The sequence below is a fragment of the Rhodococcus sp. Ni2 genome, assembly GCF_021352185.1.
GTDB lineage: Bacteria > Actinomycetota > Actinomycetes > Mycobacteriales > Mycobacteriaceae > Rhodococcus_F > Rhodococcus_F qingshengii.
Window position 1 is genome coordinate 621486 of the sequence record NZ_WOXZ01000001.1, and the last position, 23787, is coordinate 645272.

The following is a 23787-nucleotide window of genomic DNA, read 5'->3' on the forward strand; positions in this document are numbered from 1 at the left end:
ACCTCTCCCCTTGCCGATCCGGCCTCGGTGACGTCACCGAGATACCCGCGCAACGGCGGTTGTAATTTCACCGCAACCGTACTACAACTAGCAGAGTAACTCTACTAATTGAAGGGTTGAAAATGACTGATGCTTTTGTCCTCGACTACGTGCGAACGCCGCGCGGTCGAGCATCGGCGCGAGGCGCCCTCCACGAACACAGCCCAGTCGATCTTGTCGTCCACCTGGCCAAGGCTTTGCAGGGTCGAACGAACCTCGCCGCAGAACAGATCGACGACGTCGTTCTCGGTTGCGCATCGCAGGTGGACGAGCAGGGCGCGAACATCGCGAGAACTGCCGCACTCCTTGCCGGTTGGGGCGATTCCGTTCCCGGCGCGACCCTCAATCGTTTCTGCGCATCCGGCGTCGACGCAGTCGGCCAGAGCGCGGCCCGCATTCGCGGCGACGACGTGTCCCTCGTCGTGGCCGGTGGCGTCGAAAGTGTCTCCCGGACTCCGATGTTCAGTGATCGCGGACCGCTGTGGACCGATCCGGCAACTATCGCGCAGATCGGTTCCATCCATATGGGTGTTGCCGCCGACTTGAATGCCACGATCGAGGGGTACTCCCGCGACGAGTTGGATGCGTACGGCGTCGAAACCCAGCACAAGGCTGCCGAGGCCTGGCGCAACGGCGCATTCGAGCGGTCCGTTGTGCCTGTCCCCGGCAGAAATGGTGAAGCCGGAATCGCGCACGACGAACTGGTCAGGGCAGAGACGACGGCAGAGGGACTCGCCGCGCTGCCTCCGGCCTTCGAAGGGCTCGGCGCCGCCGGTCAGGATGCACTCGCGCTCGCCGCCTACCCTGAGGTCGGCAAGATCGAACACCTGCACACCGTCGGATCCTCTCCCGCCATGGCCGACGGCGCAGCGCTCCTACTCCTAGGATCCGAGAAAGCCGCGGCGAGAGCCGGCTTGACCCCTCGCGCACGGATCATCGGATCCGCCTCGACTTCGGTGAATCCGGTCCTCATGCTCACTGCGGGCCAGAGCGCCGTGGAGGCAGTCATCGCGCGAGCCGGGCTTCGTCCACAGGACATCGACGTGTTCGAGTTCGCAGAGGCGTTCTCCGCACTCTGCCTACGGTTCCGCCGCGATCTTGACGCCGGGCCGGACCGCATGAACCCCAACGGAGGCACGATGGCGATGGGCCATGCATTCGGCGCCACCGGAGCAATTCTCGTCGGCGCATGTGTCGACGAACTGGTACGGAGCGACGGACGCTACGGTGTGGCCGCGGTCAGCGGCGCCGCCGGTGTCGGAGTCGCGGTGCTCGTCGAACGGATCGCCTCATGACCGTCAGTTCACTCTCCGGCCGCGTTGCCGTCGTCACGGGAGGGGGTAAGGGCCTCGGCCGTGCCGTCGCACTGCATCTCGCGAGCCGAGGGGTCACGGTGATCGTCAACAATCGGAATCGCACACTCGATTCGAGCGGCCGAGGCCCTGCAGATCAGGTCGTCGACGAAATCCTCGAAACCGGTGGACAGGCCGTCGCCAACCACGACGACGTCACCGACCCCGAGGTCGGCCGAAAGTTGGTGGACGACGCTCTCACTCGGTTCGGACGACTCGACTTCTGCATCACCAGCGCCGCGGTCAGCGGTCCACAGATGCTTCATCGCACCACCGCCGAGAACCTCAGCACCGTCATCACGACAAACGTCGTCGGAACCGCACTGGTCGCCGCCGAAGCCTCCCGTGTGATGCGCGAAGCCGGATTCGGGCGCATCGTGATGATTGCCTCGACCGCAGGACTGCACGGAGAACCCACCGTGTCCGCCTACGCCGCCAGTAAGGGTGCCGTCATCGCACTGGGCCGCACCGCGGCCGGCGAAGGCGCGAGTCGCAATGTGTTCACCAATGTCGTACTGCCCTATGCCACTACGCAGATGACCGAGTCCGGAATGGACCCACGATTCATCGACATCATGGGGGCCGACCTGGTAGCCCCGGTGGTCACTGCTCTCGTCGATCCCGAGTCCACGACCAACGGGCAGGTGATCGTCACCGCAGGTAACGGAGTGCGTTCGGCCGACGCCGTCGAGGGCTCGACCGAATTCTTACCCACCACCACAGAACTCGATGCCAAAGCGCTCGACGCACTGCTCGTGACCAGCCGGCTCGGCACTCCTCACACCTATCCGAGCGCACAGGAAGCCTTCGCGGACTTCGCTTCCGAACTGCTCGACCACCACAATCAGAAAGCGCGCGCATGACCGACATCCCACTGGGCGACCTTGCACTGAACTTCGGTGTGAGCGCACTCGCCGTGCTCGTCTTCATCGCAGTCGTGATGGCCGTAGCCATCCGCATGAACAATCACTCGATCATCGACATCTGTTGGGGGCCTGGCTTTGCCGTCGTCGCCGCCGTCTCGTACCTGACGTCCATCGGATCGGACGGCAACGATCTGCGTCGCCTCGTCGTGCTGGCACTGACCGTGGTGTGGGGAATGCGACTCGGCCTCTACATCGGCTTCCGAAACCGTGGGCACGGGCAGGACAAGCGCTATACTGCCCTGCTCAAACATCAACAGGGACCGCTGGTTCCGTTCCTGATTCGCAAAATTTACGGCCTCCAGGGCGTTCTCATTCTCGTGGTGTCGCTGCCCGTCCAGTTCGCGATGTACGAGTTTCGCGCCCTCGGAGTCCTCGGCGCGATCGGCATCGCGGTCTGGACCGTCGGCTTCGTCTTCGAATCGGTTGGAGACTACCAACTTTCCCGCTTCAAAGCTGATCCGGCCAATGCCGGGAAGGTGATGGACCGTGGGCTCTGGGCCTGGACCCGCCATCCCAACTACTTCGGTGATGCATGCGTCTGGGTCGGACTGTTCATCCTCGCGCTTGGTGATCCATTGGCGCTGATCACGATCGTCTCTCCGATCGTCATGATCAAACTGCTGGTGAGCTACAGCGGTAAGGCCCTTCTCGAACGCGGCATGCGCAAGAGCAAGGGGCAGGCCTACGACGACTACGTCGCCCGGACCAGCGGATTCTTACCTCGTCCACCCCGTCCGGCACGAAACCACGCGTCGTGAGCGCCCCCACGAGTGGTCTCGCCGACGTCTTCGATCTGGAATCGACCGGCCCGGACCGGTGGCAAGGGTCGAACGACGGTGTTCGGCTGCCTCAGCTGTTCGGCGGCCAACTGGTAGCCCAGTCGATTCTCGCAGCCGGGCACACGGTTACCGACGGCAAAGCGATCAGTTCCGTCCACACCCACTTCCTTCGCCCGGGGTCGACGAATCGCGCGACCGAGTTCTCGGTAGATCGCCTTCGGGACGGAAAACGCCTGTCCACCAGAGGCGTCGACGTCCACCAGGACGGACGACTCGTCTGCCGTTCGACGGTCTCTGCCTCCTCGATCGACGAGGGCATCACTCACAGTCGCGCAGTACCTACCGCACTCCCGCCCGCTGAGTGCGTGACGTTGCAGGAGTTGGCCGAGGCAGACGGCGGGCTGGGAGAGGTGTGGGAGGAGTTCTCCGCCATCGAGATTCGTGTGTCCCCCATCGATTCGCAGGCCCCCACGACGCATTCGGCGGCGCCTCCGCGCAACATCTGGATGCGTTCGGCTCAGCGGCTGAGCGACGATCCACTGATTCACGTGGTTGCTCTCGCCTATGCCAGTGATCTGATGCTGATGGCAACCGCACTGACTCCGCACGGCTACGACATCGGGCAGGAGCACTCGCTCGACACGGACTGGACTGGTGTGTCCCTCGATCACACGATGTGGTTTCAACGCCCTGTGCGGGCGGACGAGTGGCTGCTCTTCGAGCACTCGACCCCCACAGCTCACACCGGCAGAGCAGTAGTGAATGCGGCGGTCTTCGATCGATCCGGACTCCAGATCTGCCAGATCACTCAGGAAGCGTTACTCATTGCCCGCACCGAGTGATTCCCGACTCTTTCTGCAGACCATTCGGTACGGTCTCGCGGCGCCGCAGGGTGCGCGGCCTATGATTTCGGGGTGGTACGAGTGAATGCAGCCGGATCTTCGACACCCACCGCGTCGGCGGGCGTCACCGAGTTGCCTGCCGGCGGTCCGAACGCACTGGCCGTCACGCTCGGGTTGTTGGGGGACGAGTGGAACCTCTGGATTCTGCGATTCGCCCTGTTGGGGTCGCGGCGATACAACGACTGGCTCGCCCTCGGGGGAATCTCCAACTCCGTATTGTCCTCACGGTTGGCGGTCCTGACGGCCGGCGGAATGCTCGAGCGTCGTGAGTATCAGCAGAACCCGCCCAGGCACGAATACTCGGTCACCCGCAAAGGGCAGTCGATCTGGCCCGTCCTCATCACCATGTGGTCGTGGGAGAAGCAGTGGGCGCCCAACGAAACCCAGCCGCTTCCACCACTGCGGCACAGCACCTGCGGAAACGACTTCACCCCGATCCTGCGCTGCAAGGAGTGCGGCGAGGACGTGGACGTACGATCCCTGGACTCCCAAATGGGTCCGAGTGGGGACTTCTCACGCAGTGTCCCGGAAGCAACATCGCGGCGACGCTCCACCAAGTCCGAACGCCGTCCGGAGATTCTGGCTCACACGATGGAACTTGTCGGCAATCGCTGGTCAGCGGCGATCATCGGTGCAGCTTTCCGAGGCGCTCGCCGCTACGGAGAGTTCGCCGAGATCACCGGTGCACCACCGGCGATAGTCGCGGATCGCTTGAAGCACCTCACCGAGATCGGTGTGATGGAAACGCGTCCGCTTCCGGATCGCCCACAGTGGTCGGAGTATCGACTCACCGCCAAGGGCACGGCGTATTTCCCCGTGGTGATGTGCATGATCTCCTGGGGTCAGCGTTGGTTCAGATCCGCGGACGGCCCGGACATCGTTCTCCATCACAAGGCCTGCGGTAAACGGTTCGAAGCACGCTTGGGTTGCAGTGTGTGCGGTGAAGAGTTGAGGTCTTCGGACATCGAGGCCGTCGACCTCACCACCTCGGTTCACGTACCCGGGTCCGGCTGGTCCTGAGGTCCCCGCTCAGCCGGCAGTGCGGATCCGGTCGAAGCTCCGGCCTCGGTGTTCGAGCGGCAGCCTGTCCCCTCGCCCGAACAGTTTGTTGCGCAGCGTTCCCTCGTCGTAGTCGCTCTGGTAGGCACCTCGTTTGGTCAGCTCCGGAATCACATGCTCCACAATGTCTTCGAAGGTTCCGGGAGTCACCGCGTACGCGAGATTGAAACCGTCGACGTCGGTCTCGGACACCCACTCCTGCAATTCGTCGGCGACCTCCGCGCCGGAACCGACAACGATCGGGCCGAGCCCGCCGATGCCCGCCCACTCCGCGATGTCCCCCACCGTCCATTCGCCACCTTTCTCGTCGGCCTGACGAAACGATGCGACCGCGGATTGAATGGCATTGCTCTCGACGTTCCCGATCGGCTCGTCCGCTCGGTATCCGGAGAGGTCGATTCCCATCCACCCCGAGGTGAAAACGAGCGCGCCTTCACTACTCGCGTAGCTGCGGTAGTCCTCGAGTTTCGCCTGGGCCAACTCAGGGGTTCGGTCGGTGATGATCGTCAACAGTGTGTAGATGCGGGCCGAGTACGGATCTCGCCCGACCTTCGTCAGTTCGTTTCGGATTCGGGCAACGGTGTCTTTGAGAATCGCCTTTGTCGGTGCACCGACAAAAATTGCTTCGGCATTCTCAGCGGCGAACCGCACCCCACGAGGCGACGCGCCGGCCTGGAAGATGACCGGCGTCCGCTGCGGAGAAGGTTCGGAGATGTGGATGCCCGGAACGGTGAAGTGCTTGCCTTCGTGCTCGATCGGATGAACCTTGGCGGGGTCCGTGTAGACCCCGGTGGTTCTGTCACGCACCACCGCGTCGTCTTCCCACGACGTTTCCCACAACTTGTAGAGAACTTCGAGGTACTCGTCCGCGTGGTCGTAGCGATCGTCGTGCTGGAGTTGGTCGTCCTCGCCCATGTTCCGTGCGGCCGAGGGGAGGTATCCGGTGACCACGTTCCACCCGATTCGCCCGTTCGTCAGGTGGTCGAGGGTGCTCAAGCGCCGAGCGAACGGGTAGGGATGCTCGAAAGCTGTACCTGCGGTGATCCCGAAGCCCAAGTGCTCGGTCACGGCAGCCATCGCCGACGCCAGCAGTAGCGGGTCCGAGACCGGTACCTGCGCGCCCTGCCGCAGCGCTGCGTCGTGATTGCCGCCGTACACGTCGTACGTTCCCAACACGTCGGCCAGGAACAGCCCGTCGAATCGTCCACGCTCGAGGAGCTTCGCCAATTCCGTCCAGTACCTCAGATCCGTGTACCTGGACGACTGGTCCTCCGGGTGGCGCCACAGACCTGGCGATTGGTGGGCGACGCAGTTCATGGCAAAGGCGTTGAATCGGATTCTGCGGGTCATTCCCGCACGATGCCGTGCCTGCTCCGCGGTGAACACCATTGCGATCAGTGCGATCGGTTCGGCTCCTGCTTGCACCCGGCGATACCGTCGACTTCGCGACCTCGTCGGCGGGCCGCTACACTGACTAGCGCAGCTGTGACGCCCGAGGCTTCGTGCCGACAGGTCGAGCGGATGCAACAGCAGTATCGGGAAGCGAAAACCCCGGCAGCACAGGGTTTTCAGTGCTTGTCGGTACGCTCCCCGCCCTCGTAGCTCAGGGGATAGAGCATTCCTCTCCTAAAGGAAGGGTCGCAGGTTCGAATCCTGCCGAGGGCACCAGGTGGGACTCTCCCCACATCGGCGTGACCAACGTGCCATTCTTGAATTCATGACGACGCCTCACTCCACGGCTACTCCCCCGAAGAACATGTCTTTGATCCCGGGTGGGACGTACTGGATGGGCTCCGAAGATTTCTATCCGGAAGAACGCCCAGTTCACCAGGTCACAGTCGACGGATTCTGGATGGACACGACGGCGGTGACGGTCGCCGAGTTCCGACGCTTCGTGAAGGCAACCGGCCACGTCACCACTGCTGAAATCGCCCCAGACGCCGCCGACTATCCCGACGCCGATCCAGCCCTCCTCGTCCCGGGATCGTTGGTCTTCAATTCGCCACCCGGCCCGGTTTCACTTGACGACTACACCCAGTGGTGGTCGTTCACTCCCGGCGCCGATTGGCGCCATCCCGAGGGCGCCGACAGCAACATCGGGGGACGTGAACGGCACCCCGTCACCCACGTGTCGTACTTCGACGCCCAGGCCTATGCCGCGTGGGCCGGCAAGGAACTCCCGACCGAGGCCGAGTGGGAGTTTGCCGCCCGCGGTGGACTCGATCGCCAGGCGTACGTGTGGGGCGATCACGACTCTCCGGGCGGGCGGCCCGGTGGCAACGTGTGGCAGGGCCAGTTCCCCTGGGAGAATCTGCTTGAGGACGGTTACGAGCGCACCGCTCCGGTCGGAAAGTTCCGGCCCAACGGCTACGGACTGTTCGACATGGCCGGGAACGTGTGGGAATGGACGGCCGATCACTACACGTCCGACCACGCCCACAGTTCCAAGAACGTCGCGCCGGCCTCGTCGTGCTGCATTCCTCGTAATCCCCGAGCGGAGTTCGCCACGGAGGCGTTGGTGGGCGAACCCTACGCACGACGGGTGATCAAAGGCGGCTCACATCTGTGTGCACCGAACTACTGCTTGCGATACCGCCCCGCCGCGCGGCAGGGCGAATCCGAGGAGTCCTCGACCTGCCACGTCGGCTTCCGGTGCATCATCCGCATTCCGCAGGAGTAGATCAGAAGGGCACGTCCCCCAGGATGGCCACCCGCTCCATGACGCGACGATGCGGGAAGTAGTCGCTCGCAGCGTAGTGCTGGGTGGCCCGGTTGTCCCAGAAGGCAATGGAATTCGGCGCCCACTTGAAGCGGCACTGAAAGTCCGGGACCTTGACCTGCGCGAACAATAGGTTGAGCAGATCGTTGCCTTCGACAGGATCCATATCCGGAATGTGGGTGGTGAAGAGGCTGTTGACGAACAGAGTTTTACGCCCGGTCTCCGGATGCTTACGCACCATCGGATGCAGAACCGGCGGGTACTGCTCCTTCATCTGCTCCAACTTCTCCGGGCTCATGCCGCGTCCGAAGGACGGTACAAAATCGTGGATGGCGTCCTTGCCGTCGATCAAGTCCTTGATCTCGTCGGGGAGGCAGTCGAAGGCGTTACCCATATCGGCCCAGAGCGTGTCACCACCGGCAGGCGGTACGTCGATCGCCCGAAGTACTGAACCGAGCGGCGGCGTCTTCGTCCAGGTGACGTCGACGTGCCAGATGTTCTCCGTTCCTGGACTGTCCTCTCCGCGTTCGAATCTGACGACTGCCGGGACCTCTCCCTGCGGGAGAAGTGGATGAACCTCGAGTTCACCCCAATGGGCCGCGAAGTCACGATGATTCACGCTCGAAATCGGCTGGTCCCGAAAGAACACGACCTTCCATTCGAGGAGGGCCCGACGCACGTCCTCGATCTGCTCCTCCGACGGATCATGCAGGTCGATGTCGCTGATCTCGGCACCGATGAACGGTGTGACGGGTGTCAGAGTGAACCGCTCGTACGGCCTCGATTCAACGCCTTCCGGGTTTCGCCTCATTCCGCGTGGTCCGAATTCGATTGTGTGATTGCCGATTTGGACTGTTCGTGAGGATGTAAGGGTAGCCATCGAATGACTCCGTCCTGTCGTGTCGTGTCGCGGGGTCACACGTCAGTCGACGCGTGCACCCGCTTTGCTCGTGTACGTTTGTGTGCGCTTTGGGGCGCGGTCAGTGCTCCTACCGCGAGATCGACCAGATGATCCACTGTCGTATCGAAATCTGCCTGCACAACCGGGTTTTCGTCTTCGCGGCGCTGCTCGAAGATTGCCAGAGCGGAGACGCTCATGTTGAACGTCAGATCGATCCGTTCGACCGCGACGCGGCGGGGCAGATGTGGCAATGCCCGCGTCAACCTGACGACAACTTCGTTGATCCCCTCGCTGACCTCGCGGAACTCAGCACTCTGCGTATCCACCGACGGTGAGATTCGGGCAATGAACCTCGCATAGTTGGAACCGTCGACCGTCGCCAGAAAATCTGCCAGCGGGTACAGAAAGGCTTCGACCAAAGCACGGACCAAGTCGGTCCGCCCACTGGCGTCGATGTCGTCGAGATACGTCAGTCGCGCTGCGTTGATCTGATCCATCCGATGCCGGAATACGGCCAGCACCAGACCGTCTCGCCCACCGAAGTGATACTGAACTGCAGAGTTGTTGCGCTGCCCGGCCGCAGTCGCCACGTCCCGCATGGACACTTCGTGAATACCTTGCTCGGCGAACATCCGCTCGGCGACGGCGATCATGGCGTTCTTGGCATCCAACGAGGCGGGCATACACCGACCATATAAGTCACTGTCTTAATTCCGCAAGCCCCATCCCCTGTGCGCGGTTAGGGAGTGCAGGGACTCCTTAACCACTCACGGGGGTAGTTGTCCCAGTCAACGAGACATACGCCGCCAACTGAATTCCGATCGATACGCTCCAGATTAAGACGACTGCTTAATCCGCCCGGTTTTGCACACGCCAAGGAGCCTGCTGGTGAATCGCCATTCCATTCCGATCATTCCCGAGACGCCGAACGTCGCGGCCGCCGTGTACTACCCCGATCAGAATCCCCCGTACACCCGCCCGGAACCGCTTCGCCCGCCGGCCGGGGCCCCGAACGTGCTGCTGATCATGATCGACGACGTCGGATTCGGCGCACCCTCCGCGTTCGGTGGCCCGTGCCGCACCCCCACCGCCGAGCGTTTGGCCGAAACCGGCGTGAAGTACAGCCGATTCCACACCACGGCTCTGTGCTCGCCGACGCGTGCCGCCACACTGACCGGGCGCAACCACCACAGTGTCGGTATGGGTGTCATCTCCGAAATGGCCAACGCGGCAACGGGATACAACGGGACCCGCCCCGCCTCTGCCGCCACGGTCGCACGCGTCCTACAGGGAAACGGCTATGCGACAGGTGCTTTCGGCAAGATGCACCAGACCCCGACGTGGGAGACCACCGCTGCCGGGCCGTTCGACCGTTGGCCGGTCCGTGAGGGTTTCGACAAGTTCTACGGTTTCCTCGGTGCCGAGTCCGACCAGTTCACCCCGGTTCTCTACGAGGACTTCACGATGGTCGACTTACCCAAGACACCACAGGAGGGTTACCACCTGTCCGAAGATCTCGTCGACCACGCGATCGAATGGGTCGAGGGCGTCAACACGATGGACCCCGACAAGCCGTGGTTCTGCTACCTCCCCTTCGGCGCGTGCCACGCTCCACTCCAGGTCCCGGACCGCTACCTGGACAAGTACGTCGGCGAATTCGATCACGGGTGGGATCGCCAACGCCAGATCACCCTCCAAAAGCAGAAGGAACTGGGCGTCGTCGCTCCTGACACCGAATTGGCCCCGTGGGCTCCGGGGCTCCCACACTGGGACGAACTCGACGACGACCAGAAGAAGGTCTCGGCCCGTCTGATGGAGTTGTACGCGGCATTTCTCGAGCACACCGACGACGAGGTAGGCAGGCTCGTCGACCGGTTGCAGGACATGGGTGTACTCGACAACACTCTGGTGCTCTACATGATGGGTGACAACGGCGCTTCCGCGGAAGGCGGAATGGAGGGCTCGTTCAACTACCTCGCCGGCCTCAACGGTTACAAGAGTGCGACATCCGACGTACTGGCGCGCTACGACGAATTGGGGACCGAAACCAGCTACCCGCACTATCCGGCGTCGTGGGCTCTGGCTCTCGACACCCCGTACCAGTGGGCCAAGCAGGTTGCGTCCCATTACGGCGGTACCCGGAACGGCCTGATCGCCCACTGGCCCAAGGGGATCGACAAGCCAGGCATCAGGGAGCAATGGCATCACTGCGTCGACATCACGCCGACGATCCTGGAAGCTGCCGGTATTCCGGCACCGTCCAGCGTCGACGGGGTGACCCAGAAACCGATGGAAGGCGTGGCGATGAACTACACCTTCGCCGAGCCCGACGCCGAAGAGCGCCACACCACACAGTATTTCGAGATCTTCGGCAACCGCGGAATCTACGATTACGGTTGGACCGCAGTCACGGCCCACCGCGCACCCTGGCTGATGGCCACTCACGGCCTCGAACTCACACCGATGAGCGAGGACCGTTGGGAGCTGTACGACACCTCGGTCGACTGGTCGCAGGCCCGCGATCTCGCAGACGAGCATCCCGAGATCCTGGCCCGGCTCAAGGAAAAGTTCCTCGTCGAGGCGGCCAAATATCAGGTGCTGCCGCTGGACGACAGAACGGTCGGTCGCCACGCCACCGCGGAATCACGACCCCCGCATCCGATGATGGGCCGCAAGACCCTCACGCTGTACCCACACATGAACGGTCTGGTCGAGAAAGCCGCGCCGACGTTCTTCAACCGCTCGTACACGCTGACCGCAAGTCTGGGTAGCGTCGCCGACGGCATGCTGGTCAGCCTCGGTGGCCGGTTCGGCGGATTCGCTTTGTACATACTCGATTCCGTCCCCGTCTACTGCTACAACTTCAGCGGCGGTGGTCGGACCTTCGTGCGTGGGCGCAACCCGCTGGCACCCAATGCACGCGAGGTGTCCGTCCACTTCGAGTACGACGGCGGCGGAATCGGCAAGGGTGGAACCGCAACCCTGAGCGTCGACGACGAGGTGGTCTCCGAAGGCCGGATCGAGAAGACCACTCGGGCGATCTTCAGCATGAACGAACAGCTCGACGTCGGCATCAACCGGGGAAGCCCGGTCGCGGAAGAGTTCGCGGACAAGGGCACGTTCCGCTACGGCGGCAAACTCCACAGCGTGATCGTCGACTTACGATCCACCCGAGATGTGGTGTCCGCAGAGGAACGGGAGAAAATCTCACTCGCCGTGCACTGATCGACCAGGCGACGCTCGCCGATTGTGCAGCCGCGCGCGATATCTGCCGTGCGGCTGCACAATCGCCCTGCGTCTATCCGACCGTGTACATCTGCAGGCACGGCCCCACCGGGCGAGCTTCCAGGATGTCGCGGGCCTTCTCACGCGCTGCGTTGAACTCCCAGGGCGCAGTGGTGCCCGGCACTCCGAATCGATATCTGCTCAAGGCACATGAACGCTGCGGTTCCGGTAGACGATCCAAGGCAGGTACCGCGTCGACGGAGAGCCCGCGTAAGTAGGAAACGTCGATGCTCTTGCCGCCCTCGAACCGTTCCACGTTCTTTTGCGCGATGTACGCGTCGGGGTTGAACACCGCGAAGGCCAGCAGCGCGACGGCCGAAGTGGCGAGAACAGCTGTGGGCAGCCACTTCCCGGACATCCGAATACCTGCGACGAGCAACAACACGAACACGAAGCCAAGAAGCAGCTCGGTCGCGAAGACGCTGACCCGGAGCACCGTGAAACCGTACTGATTCTCGTACAACCACATCCGGTGCACAGCGGACGCCACGATCACCAGGCTGAAAACACACAGGGCACCCAGCAGTCCGCGGGCAAGACGCCTCGATCCAGCGTCGCGGCGGTCGATGTACCGCACTGCGACGGCGATGACGAGCAGCGTCAGCACGGTAACCGCCATGAGCTGCCAGAAACCCTCACGCGCATAGTCCGCATAGGTCAGTCCATCGGTCACCTGTACGTGCTCGTCTCCCCCGAACAGCGTCTTCGTCTGTACTGCAACAAAACCGAGGAACAGCACGTTGAGTACTCCGAGCGGGACCGCCCACTCCCACATCGGCAACGGCGTCGCCTGCGCAGGTGCAAACGCGTCCACCGTCGGCGTTCTGCGGCGCAGATACACCGCAACCAGCGTGCCGAACGCCATCACGACGCCGGCAAAGATCCGTGCTCCCGGGTTCGACACCGAGATGGCAGGAGCGAAGCCGTCGAAGATCTTCGCGAACTCCGGATCCGCACTCACGAACAAAGATCCGAAAATCAGCAGGAGAAGAATCGATACTGCGCTTACGACGACAACTCGCGCCGCCGGCACCCGCGGAGCAGAGCGGGTAGCAAGTTTTCGACGACGAACGAAGTTGACCGTCCGGTGGGGTGCCCGCCAGGGAGCGACCGTTCCCAGAAGTATTCCGGTCCACGTCCGCCCGCCGATCAGAGTCCACGTGAACAGAACCCACGCAGCTACGACGCAGAGGAACACCAACCACTCCGCACCGCGAACGGCGGCAACACCCAGCAGTGCGAGCATCCCGATGGCGGCGACCCACTGCGTCACGGTCATCCGCGGCGGCGTCAGAATCCCGAAGACGATCACCACACTGGCACCCACGATCACGTACGCGATACTCGCGAACCCTGGGTCGAGGATCAGGGCCGCAAGCACCCCTACTGCGGCCGCGCCGAGGAGCATCGAGCGGGTGGCCATCGAAGTGCGATCGGGACGCCAGAACCGGCTGGAACGCTTGGGTTTTACGGCCGGCATCGGCGGTTTCGGTGGAATTACTATCGGAGCGCTCATGTGATCTCCTATGTGTCTGGTTCAATTTTTCAGGGTCGGAAGTACAGACGAATGCCGATGAAGACATGCGCCATCGCGAGATCTCTCGATCTCGTCAGGGACTTTGATTCAGTTCTGCGGCAGCACTACTCGAATGCAACAACCCGACGCGGCATCGACGACGGCAATCCTGCCGTCATGTAATTCGACCGCCCACTTCGCGATCGCGAGGCCGAGTCCGGTGCCCCCGTCGGTCGAGCCGCCGCGGATGAAGCGGTCGAACACTCGCTCACGGGCCTGTGGTTCGATGCCGGGGCCGTCGTCGTGGACGTCGAGCACCAACTCCCCCGCGCTGCCGGTACGTACTCGGATCACAACTTTGGTGTCGACGTTCCCGTGCTGAACCGCGTTGTCCACCAGGTTGGTCACCACCTGATGGAGGCGATCCGGATCGGCGACCACGGACAATTGCGGAGGCTTGACGTCTATCTCGATGTCGCCCGCACTCACACTCGACAGCTCGCGTAGGAACGGCTCGACCTCGAAACGGCGGCGTTTCAACGGCATAGCGCCACCCTCGAGTTTCGAGAGATCGAGAAGGTCGGCTACCAGCGCGCCCAGTCGTTCCGTCTGCCGCAGCGCCGATTTCATCATCGCCGGATCCGGTTCTTCGACACCGTCGACGACGTTCTCGAGCATGGCTTGCAAAGCGGTGATGGGCGTCCGTAATTCGTGGGAGACGTTGCCGATCAACTCGCGGCGGTACCGGTCGTCGGCCCCGAGGTCCTCGGCCATCCGATTGAACGCATGGGCGAGTTCGCCTACTTCGTCTCTGGAAGTCGCTCGTACTCGCCGCGAATAGTCGCCGCGCGCCATCGCCTTCGCCGCGGCCGTCATCTCGCGAAGCGGTGACGTCATCCCGTGTGCGAGCACCTGCGTAACGCCGAGAGCGACAACCAACGCCGTCAGTAGAGCAAAACGAAACGGTTGTTGCGACGTCAGCCAGAAACCACCCGCGGCGAACACCAGTGCTGCGACAACCAGGAGGCCGACCTTCACCTTGAAGGACCGCATCGGGTCCAGCGGCCGCGGCCACCGTGCAAAAAGACGGTCGACGACGCTCATCGCGGCACGTCCCAGGCGTACCCGACCCCGTGAACGGTCCGGATCACGGAAGGTCCGAGCTTGCGTCGCAGCGCCTTGACGTGGCTGTCGACGGTCCGACTGCCCGCTCCCTCACCCCAGCCCCAGATCTCCTCGAGCAGCGACTCCCGCGGGATCGCGGCTCGCGGCCGCTCCGCCAGATAGGCGATGAGATCGAATTCGGTGCGAGTCAGGTGAACTTCTTGCGCATCACGGCGCACTCGACGTTCGGTCAGGTCGATCACGACGTCACCGAACTCGAGGAGGTCGGCCACCGGGCGAGCAGCGTGCTCCGCGCGATCCGCACGCCGAAGCAGAGCCTGCACCCGGGCGACGAGCACACGCATGCTGAACGGCTTGCTCAGATAATCGTCGGCCCCGACGCCGAGACCGATCAGCATGTCCGTTTCATCGGCGCGAGCGGTCAGCATCAGCACAGGCACCGGGCGCACGGCCTGGATGCGGCGGCAGACTTCGAGTCCGTCGAATCCCGGCATCATCACGTCGAGTACCACCAGGTCGGCGGCCATCTGCTCGCAGCGGGCCACCGCGCTGGGACCGTCGAATGCCAGCTCGACGTCGTAGCCCTCGGCACGCAGCCTCGCCGCGATGGACTCGCAGATGCTGACCTCGTCGTCGACCACGAGCACTCTTCGCTGACTCATGGAACTGACTGTATTCGGCCCTCGTGGATGAACCTGGGAGGACTTGTGAAGGTTCTGTGCAGGTTCTAGAACCTGCGGATGTTGTTGATCGGCAGATCCGCCAGGGGCGTCAGTCCGGTCGGAACACCAACTCCGTAGGCGTTGAACACCATTCCGAACCCAGCGTAGATGCCGACGTGCGTCGCACCGGGGTAGAAGGTGATGACGTCGCCGGGGGCGAGGGCCCACCGGGGAACCGGCTGTCCGACGTTGGCCTGCTGTTGGCTGGTCCGTGGCAGATTCACGCCGGCCTGCCGAAACGCCCATTGCACCAGCCCGGAGCAGTCCCACGAGTTCGGCCCGACGCCGCCCCACTGGTAGGGCTTTCCGGTCTGAGTGCTCGCCGCTGCCAGCGCGATCAGCCCTGCCGGGCTCGGAATCGGAAGGGCGGCTGATCCGCTGCTGATGCTGCCCGTGCTTCCCAAGCTTCCGGAACTCCCGCTACTGCCACCGCTACCGAGGCTTCCCGGGTCGGCTGAGGCAGGGGCAGCGGAAAGCAACAGGACACTTCCGGTCAGCAAAGCCGCGACCGTTCCCGTGCGGAGTGTCGACTTCTTCATGCATCCGTCCTTCGTGGGAGTCGTTTCGGCGCGCGGCAGCGCACCTCGATAGCCGTGAACTGGTAAGACACGTGAAAACAAACACTTCGTTCGGATGTTAACGGCGTGGACGTGGTGTTCGGACAGGAATGATTAATCCGATTTGTCGGTTTTGAACAAACGGGCCTTACGTCCCGGGCTGGCAGAAGATCAGGGAATGATGGGGGATTTCCTGGATCCCGCGGCACGACAAGGTCCATAGATTCGACTCATGCGCCCATACCTGCTCGTCGCCGCGGTCATCATCGGAGCCACCACGGCACTCGTCGGTTGCTCGACGCTCCAGCGCGCAGTGGAGATTCAATCGGATCTCGACGGACTCACCAGGTCGGGTGTCGTCGGGTCGATCGCAACACTCGACGACGGCACCACGACGGCTGTCATGACCAGCGGCGTGCCCAACCGGACCAACGGCGATTCGATCGGCAAGAATGATCGCGTCCGGATCGGAAGTGTGACAAAGACATTCACAGCTTCGCTCGTTCTGCAGTTGGTCGCCGAGGGCAAGGTCGACCTCGACGCACCGATCGAGCAGTATCTCCCGGGCCTACTGCACAGCAGTGACATGGACGGCAGTGGCATCGACGGTAGCGCGATCACCGTGCGGCAACTGCTGCAACATCGCAGCGGCCTTCCCGAGTTCGCCGGAGAACCCGGCGCCGACGAATGGATTGCAGCAAACGAGAACCGAACGCTGACGCCGTCCGCCGCGGTCGCCATCGCCCTCGGCAAACCGGCGCAATTCGTCCCCGGAACGTCGTTCGTCTACACCAACACCAACTACATCGTTCTCGGAATGCTCGTCGAATCCGTGAGTGGCCGCAGCTACGCCGATGAACTCCGGTCTCGGATACTCGATCCGCTGGACTTGGAAGACACGTACCTCCCGCCGGCCGGTGAGCTCGACATCAGGGGCGATCACCTGACGGGCTATCAGGATCTCGACGGTGGCCTGACCGACGTTTCCCGCACGGAACCGTCGATCCCCTGGGCTGCCGGAGCGATGGTCTCGACGGGCACAGACCTGAACACCTTCTGGCGTGCACTACTCGACGGGCGGGTGGTGCCGGCCGAGCAGCTTGCCGAGATGACCACCCCTCAGGTCGCCGCCACCGAAGCCGAGGGACTCGGGTACGGGATGGGCGTCGGAACCGAACTTCCCTGCGGCGTCACCTATACCGGCCACAGTGGTGGGATCTACGGGTACTACACACTGTCCGGTGCGACGCCGGACCGCGCGTTCACTGTGACGCTGACGTCGACGCCGAAGGACCAGCCGGACACCGTCGCGATACTCTCGCACGCACTCTGCCCTTGACGCTGTTACCAGTATTGATGACGTTTTCCATCAGTGTCCGCGACGAAAATGACCGCGTCGGCGCCGTCCAACTCCGAAGGTTTCAGCGGCAGATGCCCTGGCAGGAGCGCCTCTCCCGCGGTGACGGACAGGTCAAGTGCTGCGCGAAGTGCGGGGGTCGGAAACAGGGCACGCCGACCGGTCGCATCGGCCAACGCTCCCTGCAGAGTGCCCGGATCACTGTCGGGGTTGGCGTCGGTTGCCACGAATACGTAGCGCTCTCCGAGGACAAGTCCGACAAGTGAGCCGGCGCTCCCCCAGCTGACCACGTCGCCGTTGACGGGCATGTCGGACGGCACTCGCAGGAGATGGGCATTGTGTGCGAAGAGCAGGATCGGCCCGCGTCGCTGCTCCTGGGCGACGACGGCCAGCAGGTTCTCGGCCATCATCTCGGCACGGAGACTGAGCAGAGTGCCGATACGATCAGGAGCGGAACTCGCCATCGCGGCGTGGTAGCGCAGAAGACCTACAGCGGTGCGTGCGTGTGCGAGGGCCAGGTCGTATCCGCCCGGGTCGGCGGGCCGCAGCACAGGTGCGGCGCGCCGCAGGACGCTGGCGAGGTCGTCCGCAATGATGCGCAGGGCACGAGCCTGATCGGAGTTGCCGACGGACGCAGCCGGTTCGAACATCGCCGCCGGGTTGGTCCAGTCGGGGTCCTGCCCGAGCAGAAGGTCGATGTCGTCGAACGAGTGCGGCCGCATCGCAGCGGGCAGGAAGTCACCTGCTGCAGACAGCGCGCCACGTGGGCTCGGTGCGCCGGAGTACTCCACCGGAGCGTCGAAGCCGTAGAAGCGAACTCGGTCGGCCGGAGCGCGGCCGTGGTTGTACTCGCGTAGCCATTCGACGAGTTCGCGGTTTCCCGGTACCGCACCGAATCCGTGGCTGAAGCCTGTGGCGAGCACCTTCTCGATGTCCGCCTCTCCCCCGTTCACGTAGTCGTTCACGAGCAAAGCCGCAAAGACATCTGTTTCGAGCACGATCGACCGATATCCTCGTTCGACCAGTTGGCCGAGAAGTTCGTTGCGCAGCAACGGAAAAGCCTTGATCCCATGAGTCGGCTCGCCGAGAGCGAGCAGAGCCGGCACCTCGGTTCGCGCTGCGAGCAGTTCGTCGACCGCACGACCAAGACTTGCCGCGTCTTCGAGTTGGCGGCCGAACTCACTCAGCGCTGGGGCAGTGGACATGATCATCCCTTTCGAAGGTGGACTGCCTTCGACAGTATCGTTGAAGATTCGGTTGAAACTTTCACTGGCAATTACCTGGGGTATACCGTGAAAAGCCTCAATCGGAGGTGATCAGTGCGGCCCATAGACCTTGCCCGTGAACACGGGTTGTCCGCACAGGCGATCCGCAACTACGACGATGCCGGCATCCTCCCTCCGAGCGAGCGCAGCACTTACGGCTACCGGCGATACACCCCAGTGCACGCGCAAGCCCTGCGCACTTTCCTCGCATTGCGCGGCGGTCACGGGCACCAGCGGGCCACGGAAATCATGCGGGCGACCAACCAGGGCGACACCGAGTCCGCCTACCGCCTGATCGACAGTGCGCACGTGACGCTGCTCGCCGAGCGAAAAACTCGCACCGAGGTAGCCACAGCGCTGGGGACTCTGTCCACCATGGCACCGGCACTGGTGCACGGTCCAGCGCTGACGGTGGGTGAGCTGGCGCGCCGTCTCGGCGTTCACCCGGCGACACTGCGCACATGGGAAGAGCACGGCATCCTGCGCCCCGAGCGCGAACGAGCAACGGGTTATCGCGAATACGGTCCGGAGTGTGTGCGCGACGCCGAGATCGCACGGCAGCTGCGGCGCGGTGGCTATCGGCTGTCGCAAGTCGCTCAGTTTCTCGATTCGCTGCGCGAGGCCGGCGGAGCAGACGCATTGTCAGCGTTCCTCGAATCCTGGCAAGACCGGCTGGCCACACGCAGTCGCAACCTTCTCGCCGGCGCAGCTCAGCTCGATGCCTATCTCACGATGCTGGATCAGACCTCGCCTGGTTGCCGATCAGCAAACGGTTGAGGCGTCAGTTCACAAGCCGCGCAAGGCTCCTCACCATCTCACCGACGGTGTCGGTCGACGGCCACGGGAATTCCGGGAGATCGGCCCGCAACATCACCTGTCCGTGCAGCGAAGTCCAGATCGATACCGCATCGACAAAAGTGTCTGTGCTGGCCGACCTCCCAGCGGCGACGCACGCGTCGAGGTTGGTCACCAGCGTGTTGAAGGCGGCCAGTCCTCGCGTATCCGATTGTGGTGACTGACCTTTCGGCCTGGACCACCCGAACAAGACCCGATACCGAGCGGGCTCGGAAATGCCGAACTCGACGTATGCCGAGCACCCGGCATACAGACCCTCGACCGGGTCGGGGTGTGCGGAAACGGCGTCGGCCACGGCGAGATGCAACTGCTCCAGCGATTCGGAGACCACCGCTTCGACAATGGCATCGCGATCGGAAAAGTGTCCGTAGATAGATGGTGCGGATATCCCGACTTCGCGAGCGACCGATCGGAGCGTCACCGCCTGATCCGATCCGGTGCGGGCGATGAGCGTCGCCGCTGCGGCGACGATCTCTCCGCGGAGCCGTGCGCCGCTTCCTCTCGGATTTCGGGCGCGAGTACTCCGAGAACCACTCGTCCCAGTTTCATCGGCATCTTCGGAAACATCACTCACCCGACAAACTTTACACATGTAAGGCGAAGGGGTACGTTCTCATCACTAAACATTCGTAAGGTTACATTCGTAAGGACATGATGAATTCCCTCGAACCCACTGACCGGCGACGATGGGCAGCACTGGGCGCCCTCTGCACATCCCTCGTCGTAGTCACGATCGACAACACCATCCTCAACACCGCTATCCCGACCCTTGCCCGCGAACTGCGGGCGACCACCGTCGACCTGCAATGGATCACCAACGCATACACATTGGCGTTCGCCGCCTTGCTCATCACGGCAGGTGGACTCGGCGCGAGATTCGGTCACCGTCGGATACTTCTGACCGGCCTCACCTTGTTCGCTCTCGGGTCAGCCTTCGCTGCCCTCTCTCACACGTCGTTGCAGCTGATCGGCTGGAGAACAGTGATGGGGGCAGCCGCCGCACTGGTCATGCCGGCGACGCTGTCACTTGTCGTCTCGATGTTCGCCCCGCACGAGAGAGGCCGGGCGATAGGAATCTGGTCTGCAACCGCCGGACTGGGAATCGCGATCGGCCCCGTAGCCGGTGGCGTACTACTCGAACATTTCAGTTGGGGAAGCGTCTTCTGGATAAACGTCCCACTGGTCGCCGGTGTGATCGCCGCGACGGTTTCTCTTGTGCCCCCGGCAAGAGGAATCACGAAGGGTTCGTTCGACATCCCCGGGCTCCTGTTATCCGCCGGCGGACTGGCTTTGATCGTGGATGCCCTCACCCAGGCAAGCCTTCGCGGATGGTCGTCGCCCGTCACGGTGCTGGAGATCGTCAGCGCAACAGCACTTCTCGCCGGATTCGTCTGGTGGGAGCTGCGGGCCTCGGCGCCGATGACCGACGTGCGCATCTTCACCAGTCGAGTGTTCAGCACCTCCAATGCCATCTTGGCCGTAACATTCTTCGCCCTTTTCGGAGTTCTCTTCACGTACACGCAATACCTCCAATTAGTTCGTGGTTACGGTCCATTGGTCGCCGGCGTCGGTGCAGTTCCGTTTGCGATAGTGATGGCGACTGTCGCCTCCAGCAGCGATCGTATGGTCGGCCGATTCGGCGTGCGCAGTTCGATCGCGACCGGTCTCGCAGTCATGTCCGCGGGACTGTTGGTCCTGTCGATCGCAGCAGATAGGTACGCACCGTTCGGAATCCTGGCTGCGATCATGGCACTGGTCGGCGCGGGGATGGGGTTGGTCATGGCTCCGGCCACAACCACGTCGATGTCTTCGGTTGCGCCCCAGCAGGCTTCGATGGCCAGTTCGATCAACAGCGTCGTGCGAGAGTTGGGTGGAGTTCTGGGCGTCGCCGTCATCGGGACGGTCGTAGCCACCGTTTTCCGGTCCCGCTTCGAACCCGGAGTCGGCACTTCCACAGCCGATCCGGCGCAGATCCATGCCGGCGCTCCCCCCGCGAGTGCCTTGACCGACGCAGCGAACCAGGCTTACACCTCGGCGATGAGTACCGGAATCCAAATCTGTGCCGCAGTCGCGTTCGTCGGTGCGTTGGCCGTCATTGCACTGTTTCCCGCACCACGTCGCCCGGTTTCTTGTCCTCCCGCAGACCTCGCCAACTCGGATGACGCAGACGCTCGGTCTTCGTCCAATCCATGAACCGCACCTCACCGACGAGTTCCGGCCTCACCCACACCGCACCCTTGCGGTCATCTGCTGGAAGTTCCTCCCCGAACGGACTTTCCTTCTGACGCAGCGGTTCCAGTGTCGCAAGTAAAGACTCCAAGTCGCGATCACTGAAGCCGGTACCGACGCGCCCAACGTAGGTCAATCCATCCTCACCCGGAATTCCCATGAGCAGCGCCCCGATCCCCTGTGCTCGATTGCCCTGCCCGGTGCGCCACCCTCCGATCACCACCTCTTGAGTGCGCCAGTTCTTCACCTTGATCCAACTCGACCCACGCCGCCCCGGAAGGTAGACCGATGCACGACGTTTGGCGACAATCCCTTCCCATCCGGCATCGGTACTCACCTCCAACGCGTTCTCCGCCGTGCCCTCGATCTGTGGAGGTACCTCGAGCTCACCGACCTTGCCCGCCAACGCATTCAACACGGTGCGCCGGTCCGAGTAGGATTTCCGCAGCAAAGACACTCCGTCGAGGTACAGAAGATCGAAGGCCAGGAACACCGGCTCCCCACCTCGCTGGAGAAGACCGAAATCGGTGACCCCCGCGTCGTTGTACGCCACCACTTCACCGTCGAGAACCACGTCATGACCGTCCAGCACCTCGGCCAACCCGGCAAGGGAGGGATAGTCCCCGGTCTTGTCGTTACCCGCGCGACTGCGAAGTGACATTGTGCCCGAATGATATTCGAGAATCACTCGGATCCCGTCCCACTTTCCTTCGAAAGCCCACTCCTGCGAGTCGAGACCTTCGAGCGTTCCAGCGGTGGCAAGCATCGGCTCGAGATTCTTGGGAAACTCCGTTCCGAAACTCGCGTTCTGATCCTTCATCAGATGCATCAACCACTGGTCACCCTTCGTCCGGATCAGCGCGAAGCGTCCCTGCACCCGTTTCCCACTGAGGCGCACGATCACCTCGTCTTCACGCCACTTCTCGGTCTCGTACGTCCCGGAATCCCAGATCGTCATCGAACCGCCGCCGTACTCCCCCTTCGGGATCGTGCCCGAGAACGTGGCGTACTCGAGCGGGTGATCCTCGGTGTGCACGGCCAACCGATTCTCTCCGGCACTGGTCGGCACGCCCTTCGGAACAGCCCAGGACACGAGCACACCATCCCGCTCCAGGCGAACGTCGTAATGCAATCGTCTGGCGTGATGTTCCTGAATCACAAAGGTATTGCCCGCTGTCTCCTTGGTCACCGCAGCAGGGATCGGCTCCGGCGTCCGGTCGGCCGACCGCTTGTTGCGATAGTGCGTCAACGTGTCGGCTACAGCCGCCGAGACCGGCGGATCCAGATCGCCCAGCAGATCACCATCGGATTCGACGCGCTCCAGAACCTCGTCGAACAACAGATGTCGTAGTTTCGGATCGTCGAGTTCGTCCCAACTGCGCGGCGCGGCAACATAGGGTTGATCGCGACCGCGCATCGAGTACGGCGCAATGGTTGTCTTGGCTGCGTTGTTCTGACTCCAGTCCACGAAAATCTTGCCTGCCCGCACATTTCGAGCCATCGTCGCGGTGACGAGATCCGGGTGAAGCTTCTCGAGTCCGGTGGCGATCTGCTTGGCGACAGTCGACGCACCGCTGCCGTCCAAGGCTCGATCCAGTGGAACGTAGAGGTGAATTCCCTTGCTACCACTGGTTACCGGATAGGCAGTCCACCCCAGAGTTGCGACCAGATCTCGAATCGACCTCGCCACCTCGGCGCACTCGGTCAATCCGACGCCTTCGCCCGGGTCGAGATCGAATACCAGTCGTGTCGCCGGACCACGCTCGGAACCGTCGAATCGCCATTGGGGAACGTGCAATTCGAGTGCGGCCTGCTGCCCCAGCCACGCCAGGGATGCAACGGAATCGAAGACCGGGTAAGTGACGACACGATCAGAATGTTGCAGCGACGCACGCGTGAGCCACTGCGGGGCAGACGACGCAAGGTTCTTCTCGAAGAAGGACTGACCGTCCACGCCATTGGGCCAACGCTTACGAGTGCCCGGTCTACCGACGACATGCGGAAGCATGACTGCGGCGATACGGGTGTAGTAGTCGATGACTTCGGCCTTCGTGGTGCCGCTCTCGGGGTAGAGGATCTTGCCCAGATTGGTCACGGACACCGTTGTGCCGTCGAGCGTGATCTGACCCCGATCCGTCGTTGCCATTTCCTCATTGTGCTGGATAGTGCTGCATCTGGCAGTAGAAATCTGGTGGATCG

General features: G+C 62.9%; 20 protein-coding genes and 1 tRNA gene. 11 read left to right on the forward strand and 10 right to left on the reverse strand.

Annotated elements, in window-relative coordinates:
• The first annotated feature begins 122 nt into the window (after window positions 1-122).
• From GN300_RS02905 to GN300_RS02925, 5 genes are all read left to right on the forward strand, one after another.
• Window positions 123-1334 (forward strand): acetyl-CoA C-acyltransferase, encoded by a 1212-nt coding sequence (locus GN300_RS02905; RefSeq protein ID WP_030534917.1) that lies wholly within the window; start codon window positions 123-125, stop codon window positions 1332-1334.
• Window positions 1331-2254 (forward strand): SDR family NAD(P)-dependent oxidoreductase, encoded by a 924-nt coding sequence (locus tag GN300_RS02910; RefSeq protein WP_063315937.1) that lies wholly within the window; start codon window positions 1331-1333, stop codon window positions 2252-2254. Before GN300_RS02905 ends, GN300_RS02910 begins: the two co-directional genes overlap by 4 nt.
• The gene (locus tag GN300_RS02915) at window positions 2251-3075 is read left to right on the forward strand and encodes a DUF1295 domain-containing protein (protein ID WP_003940080.1); all 825 of its coding nucleotides are present in this window, start codon (window positions 2251-2253) and stop codon (window positions 3073-3075) included. Before GN300_RS02910 ends, GN300_RS02915 begins: the two co-directional genes overlap by 4 nt.
• Window positions 3072-3938, forward strand: a complete 867-nt coding sequence (locus GN300_RS02920; protein ID WP_063315936.1) for an acyl-CoA thioesterase II — start codon at window positions 3072-3074, stop codon at window positions 3936-3938. Before GN300_RS02915 ends, GN300_RS02920 begins: the two co-directional genes overlap by 4 nt.
• Before the next feature lie 81 nt (window positions 3939-4019).
• Window positions 4020-5018, forward strand: coding sequence for a helix-turn-helix domain-containing protein (locus GN300_RS02925; protein ID WP_003940366.1), 999 nt, complete (start codon window positions 4020-4022; stop codon window positions 5016-5018).
• Window positions 5019-5027: 9 nt separating this feature from the next.
• On the opposite strand, the gene GN300_RS02930 is transcribed toward GN300_RS02925, so the two are convergent.
• Entirely contained in the window at window positions 5028-6407 is a 1380-nt protein-coding gene (locus tag GN300_RS02930; RefSeq protein WP_047272629.1) for an LLM class flavin-dependent oxidoreductase, read from the reverse strand.
• Window positions 6408-6649: 242 nt separating this feature from the next.
• Between GN300_RS02930 and GN300_RS02935 the strand changes: the two genes are divergently transcribed.
• Window positions 6650-6725: transfer RNA gene (locus GN300_RS02935), tRNA-Arg, on the forward strand.
• A gap of 49 nt (window positions 6726-6774) precedes the next feature.
• A complete protein-coding gene (locus GN300_RS02940; RefSeq protein WP_037125552.1) occupies window positions 6775-7737 on the forward strand; it encodes a formylglycine-generating enzyme family protein in 963 nt (320 codons plus the stop codon).
• Between the two features lies 1 nt (window position 7738).
• Here GN300_RS02940 and GN300_RS02945 read toward each other — a convergent pair whose 3' ends face one another.
• Entirely contained in the window at window positions 7739-8656 is a 918-nt protein-coding gene (locus GN300_RS02945; RefSeq protein WP_030534931.1) for a TauD/TfdA family dioxygenase, read from the reverse strand.
• 35 nt (window positions 8657-8691) lie between these two features.
• Window positions 8692-9360, reverse strand: coding sequence for a TetR family transcriptional regulator (locus GN300_RS02950; RefSeq protein WP_054781447.1), 669 nt, complete (start codon window positions 9358-9360; stop codon window positions 8692-8694).
• Between the two features lie 205 nt (window positions 9361-9565).
• Between GN300_RS02950 and GN300_RS02955 the strand changes: the two genes are divergently transcribed.
• Window positions 9566-11902 carry an arylsulfatase gene (locus GN300_RS02955; RefSeq protein WP_063315935.1) on the forward strand — a complete coding sequence of 779 codons (2337 nt, stop codon included), beginning with the start codon at window positions 9566-9568 and terminating at the stop codon, window positions 11900-11902.
• 73 nt (window positions 11903-11975) lie between these two features.
• On the opposite strand, the gene GN300_RS02960 is transcribed toward GN300_RS02955, so the two are convergent.
• From GN300_RS02960 to GN300_RS02975, 4 genes are all read right to left on the reverse strand, one after another.
• Entirely contained in the window at window positions 11976-13478 is a 1503-nt protein-coding gene (locus GN300_RS02960; RefSeq protein WP_308190174.1) for a DUF4173 domain-containing protein, read from the reverse strand.
• 108 nt (window positions 13479-13586) lie between these two features.
• A complete protein-coding gene (locus GN300_RS02965; protein WP_003940274.1) occupies window positions 13587-14582 on the reverse strand; it encodes a HAMP domain-containing sensor histidine kinase in 996 nt (331 codons plus the stop codon).
• Window positions 14579-15265: a response regulator transcription factor gene (locus tag GN300_RS02970; RefSeq protein ID WP_054827298.1), complete on the reverse strand. Its 687-nt coding sequence runs from the start codon at window positions 15263-15265 to the stop codon at window positions 14579-14581. Before GN300_RS02970 ends, GN300_RS02965 begins: the two co-directional genes overlap by 4 nt.
• A gap of 65 nt (window positions 15266-15330) precedes the next feature.
• Window positions 15331-15864, reverse strand: a complete 534-nt coding sequence (locus tag GN300_RS02975; RefSeq protein WP_020970417.1) for an NlpC/P60 family protein — start codon at window positions 15862-15864, stop codon at window positions 15331-15333.
• Between the two features lie 250 nt (window positions 15865-16114).
• Between GN300_RS02975 and GN300_RS02980 the strand changes: the two genes are divergently transcribed.
• On the forward strand, window positions 16115-17221 hold the full coding sequence (locus GN300_RS02980) for a serine hydrolase (protein WP_063315933.1): 1107 nt from the start codon (window positions 16115-16117) through the stop codon (window positions 17219-17221).
• A gap of 5 nt (window positions 17222-17226) precedes the next feature.
• Here GN300_RS02980 and GN300_RS02985 read toward each other — a convergent pair whose 3' ends face one another.
• The gene (locus GN300_RS02985; protein ID WP_082845739.1) at window positions 17227-18450 is read right to left on the reverse strand and encodes an erythromycin esterase family protein; all 1224 of its coding nucleotides are present in this window, start codon (window positions 18448-18450) and stop codon (window positions 17227-17229) included.
• 108 nt (window positions 18451-18558) lie between these two features.
• On the opposite strand from GN300_RS02985, the gene GN300_RS02990 reads away from it, so the two are divergent.
• Window positions 18559-19281, forward strand: coding sequence for a TioE family transcriptional regulator (locus GN300_RS02990; protein WP_007727731.1), 723 nt, complete (start codon window positions 18559-18561; stop codon window positions 19279-19281).
• A 4-nt stretch (window positions 19282-19285) separates the two neighbouring features.
• On the opposite strand, the gene GN300_RS02995 is transcribed toward GN300_RS02990, so the two are convergent.
• Window positions 19286-19933 (reverse strand): TetR/AcrR family transcriptional regulator, encoded by a 648-nt coding sequence (locus GN300_RS02995; RefSeq protein ID WP_003940096.1) that lies wholly within the window; start codon window positions 19931-19933, stop codon window positions 19286-19288.
• 77 nt (window positions 19934-20010) lie between these two features.
• On the opposite strand from GN300_RS02995, the gene GN300_RS03000 reads away from it, so the two are divergent.
• On the forward strand, window positions 20011-21552 hold the full coding sequence (locus tag GN300_RS03000) for an MFS transporter (protein WP_039972841.1): 1542 nt from the start codon (window positions 20011-20013) through the stop codon (window positions 21550-21552).
• On the opposite strand, the gene GN300_RS03005 is transcribed toward GN300_RS03000, so the two are convergent.
• Entirely contained in the window at window positions 21452-23734 is a 2283-nt protein-coding gene (locus GN300_RS03005; RefSeq protein WP_003940540.1) for an ATP-dependent DNA ligase, read from the reverse strand. The genes GN300_RS03000 and GN300_RS03005 overlap by 101 nt on opposite strands.
• Window positions 23735-23787: the final 53 nt, after the last annotated feature.

What these genes read in the sequence shown, in the direction of transcription:
- GN300_RS02960 (WP_308190174.1), bottom strand. Translation starts at nt 13,478, where the DNA reads ATGAGCGCTCCGATAGTAATTCCACCGAAACCGCCGATGCCGGCCGTA.
- GN300_RS02965 (WP_003940274.1), bottom strand. Translation starts at nt 14,582, where the DNA reads ATGAGCGTCGTCGACCGTCTTTTTGCACGGTGGCCGCGGCCGCTGGAC.
- GN300_RS02910 (WP_063315937.1), top strand. Translation starts at nt 1,331, where the DNA reads ATGACCGTCAGTTCACTCTCCGGCCGCGTTGCCGTCGTCACGGGAGGG.
- GN300_RS02940 (WP_037125552.1), top strand. Translation starts at nt 6,775, where the DNA reads ATGACGACGCCTCACTCCACGGCTACTCCCCCGAAGAACATGTCTTTG.
- GN300_RS02950 (WP_054781447.1), bottom strand. Translation starts at nt 9,360, where the DNA reads ATGCCCGCCTCGTTGGATGCCAAGAACGCCATGATCGCCGTCGCCGAG.
- GN300_RS02905 (WP_030534917.1), top strand. Translation starts at nt 123, where the DNA reads ATGACTGATGCTTTTGTCCTCGACTACGTGCGAACGCCGCGCGGTCGA.
- GN300_RS02980 (WP_063315933.1), top strand. Translation starts at nt 16,115, where the DNA reads ATGCGCCCATACCTGCTCGTCGCCGCGGTCATCATCGGAGCCACCACG.
- GN300_RS02985 (WP_082845739.1), bottom strand. Translation starts at nt 18,450, where the DNA reads ATGATCATGTCCACTGCCCCAGCGCTGAGTGAGTTCGGCCGCCAACTC.
- GN300_RS02975 (WP_020970417.1), bottom strand. Translation starts at nt 15,864, where the DNA reads ATGAAGAAGTCGACACTCCGCACGGGAACGGTCGCGGCTTTGCTGACC.
- GN300_RS02970 (WP_054827298.1), bottom strand. Translation starts at nt 15,265, where the DNA reads ATGAGTCAGCGAAGAGTGCTCGTGGTCGACGACGAGGTCAGCATCTGC.
- GN300_RS02945 (WP_030534931.1), bottom strand. Translation starts at nt 8,656, where the DNA reads ATGGCTACCCTTACATCCTCACGAACAGTCCAAATCGGCAATCACACA.
- GN300_RS03000 (WP_039972841.1), top strand. Translation starts at nt 20,011, where the DNA reads ATGATGAATTCCCTCGAACCCACTGACCGGCGACGATGGGCAGCACTG.
- GN300_RS02930 (WP_047272629.1), bottom strand. Translation starts at nt 6,407, where the DNA reads ATGACCCGCAGAATCCGATTCAACGCCTTTGCCATGAACTGCGTCGCC.
- GN300_RS02915 (WP_003940080.1), top strand. Translation starts at nt 2,251, where the DNA reads ATGACCGACATCCCACTGGGCGACCTTGCACTGAACTTCGGTGTGAGC.
- GN300_RS03005 (WP_003940540.1), bottom strand. Translation starts at nt 23,734, where the DNA reads ATGGCAACGACGGATCGGGGTCAGATCACGCTCGACGGCACAACGGTG.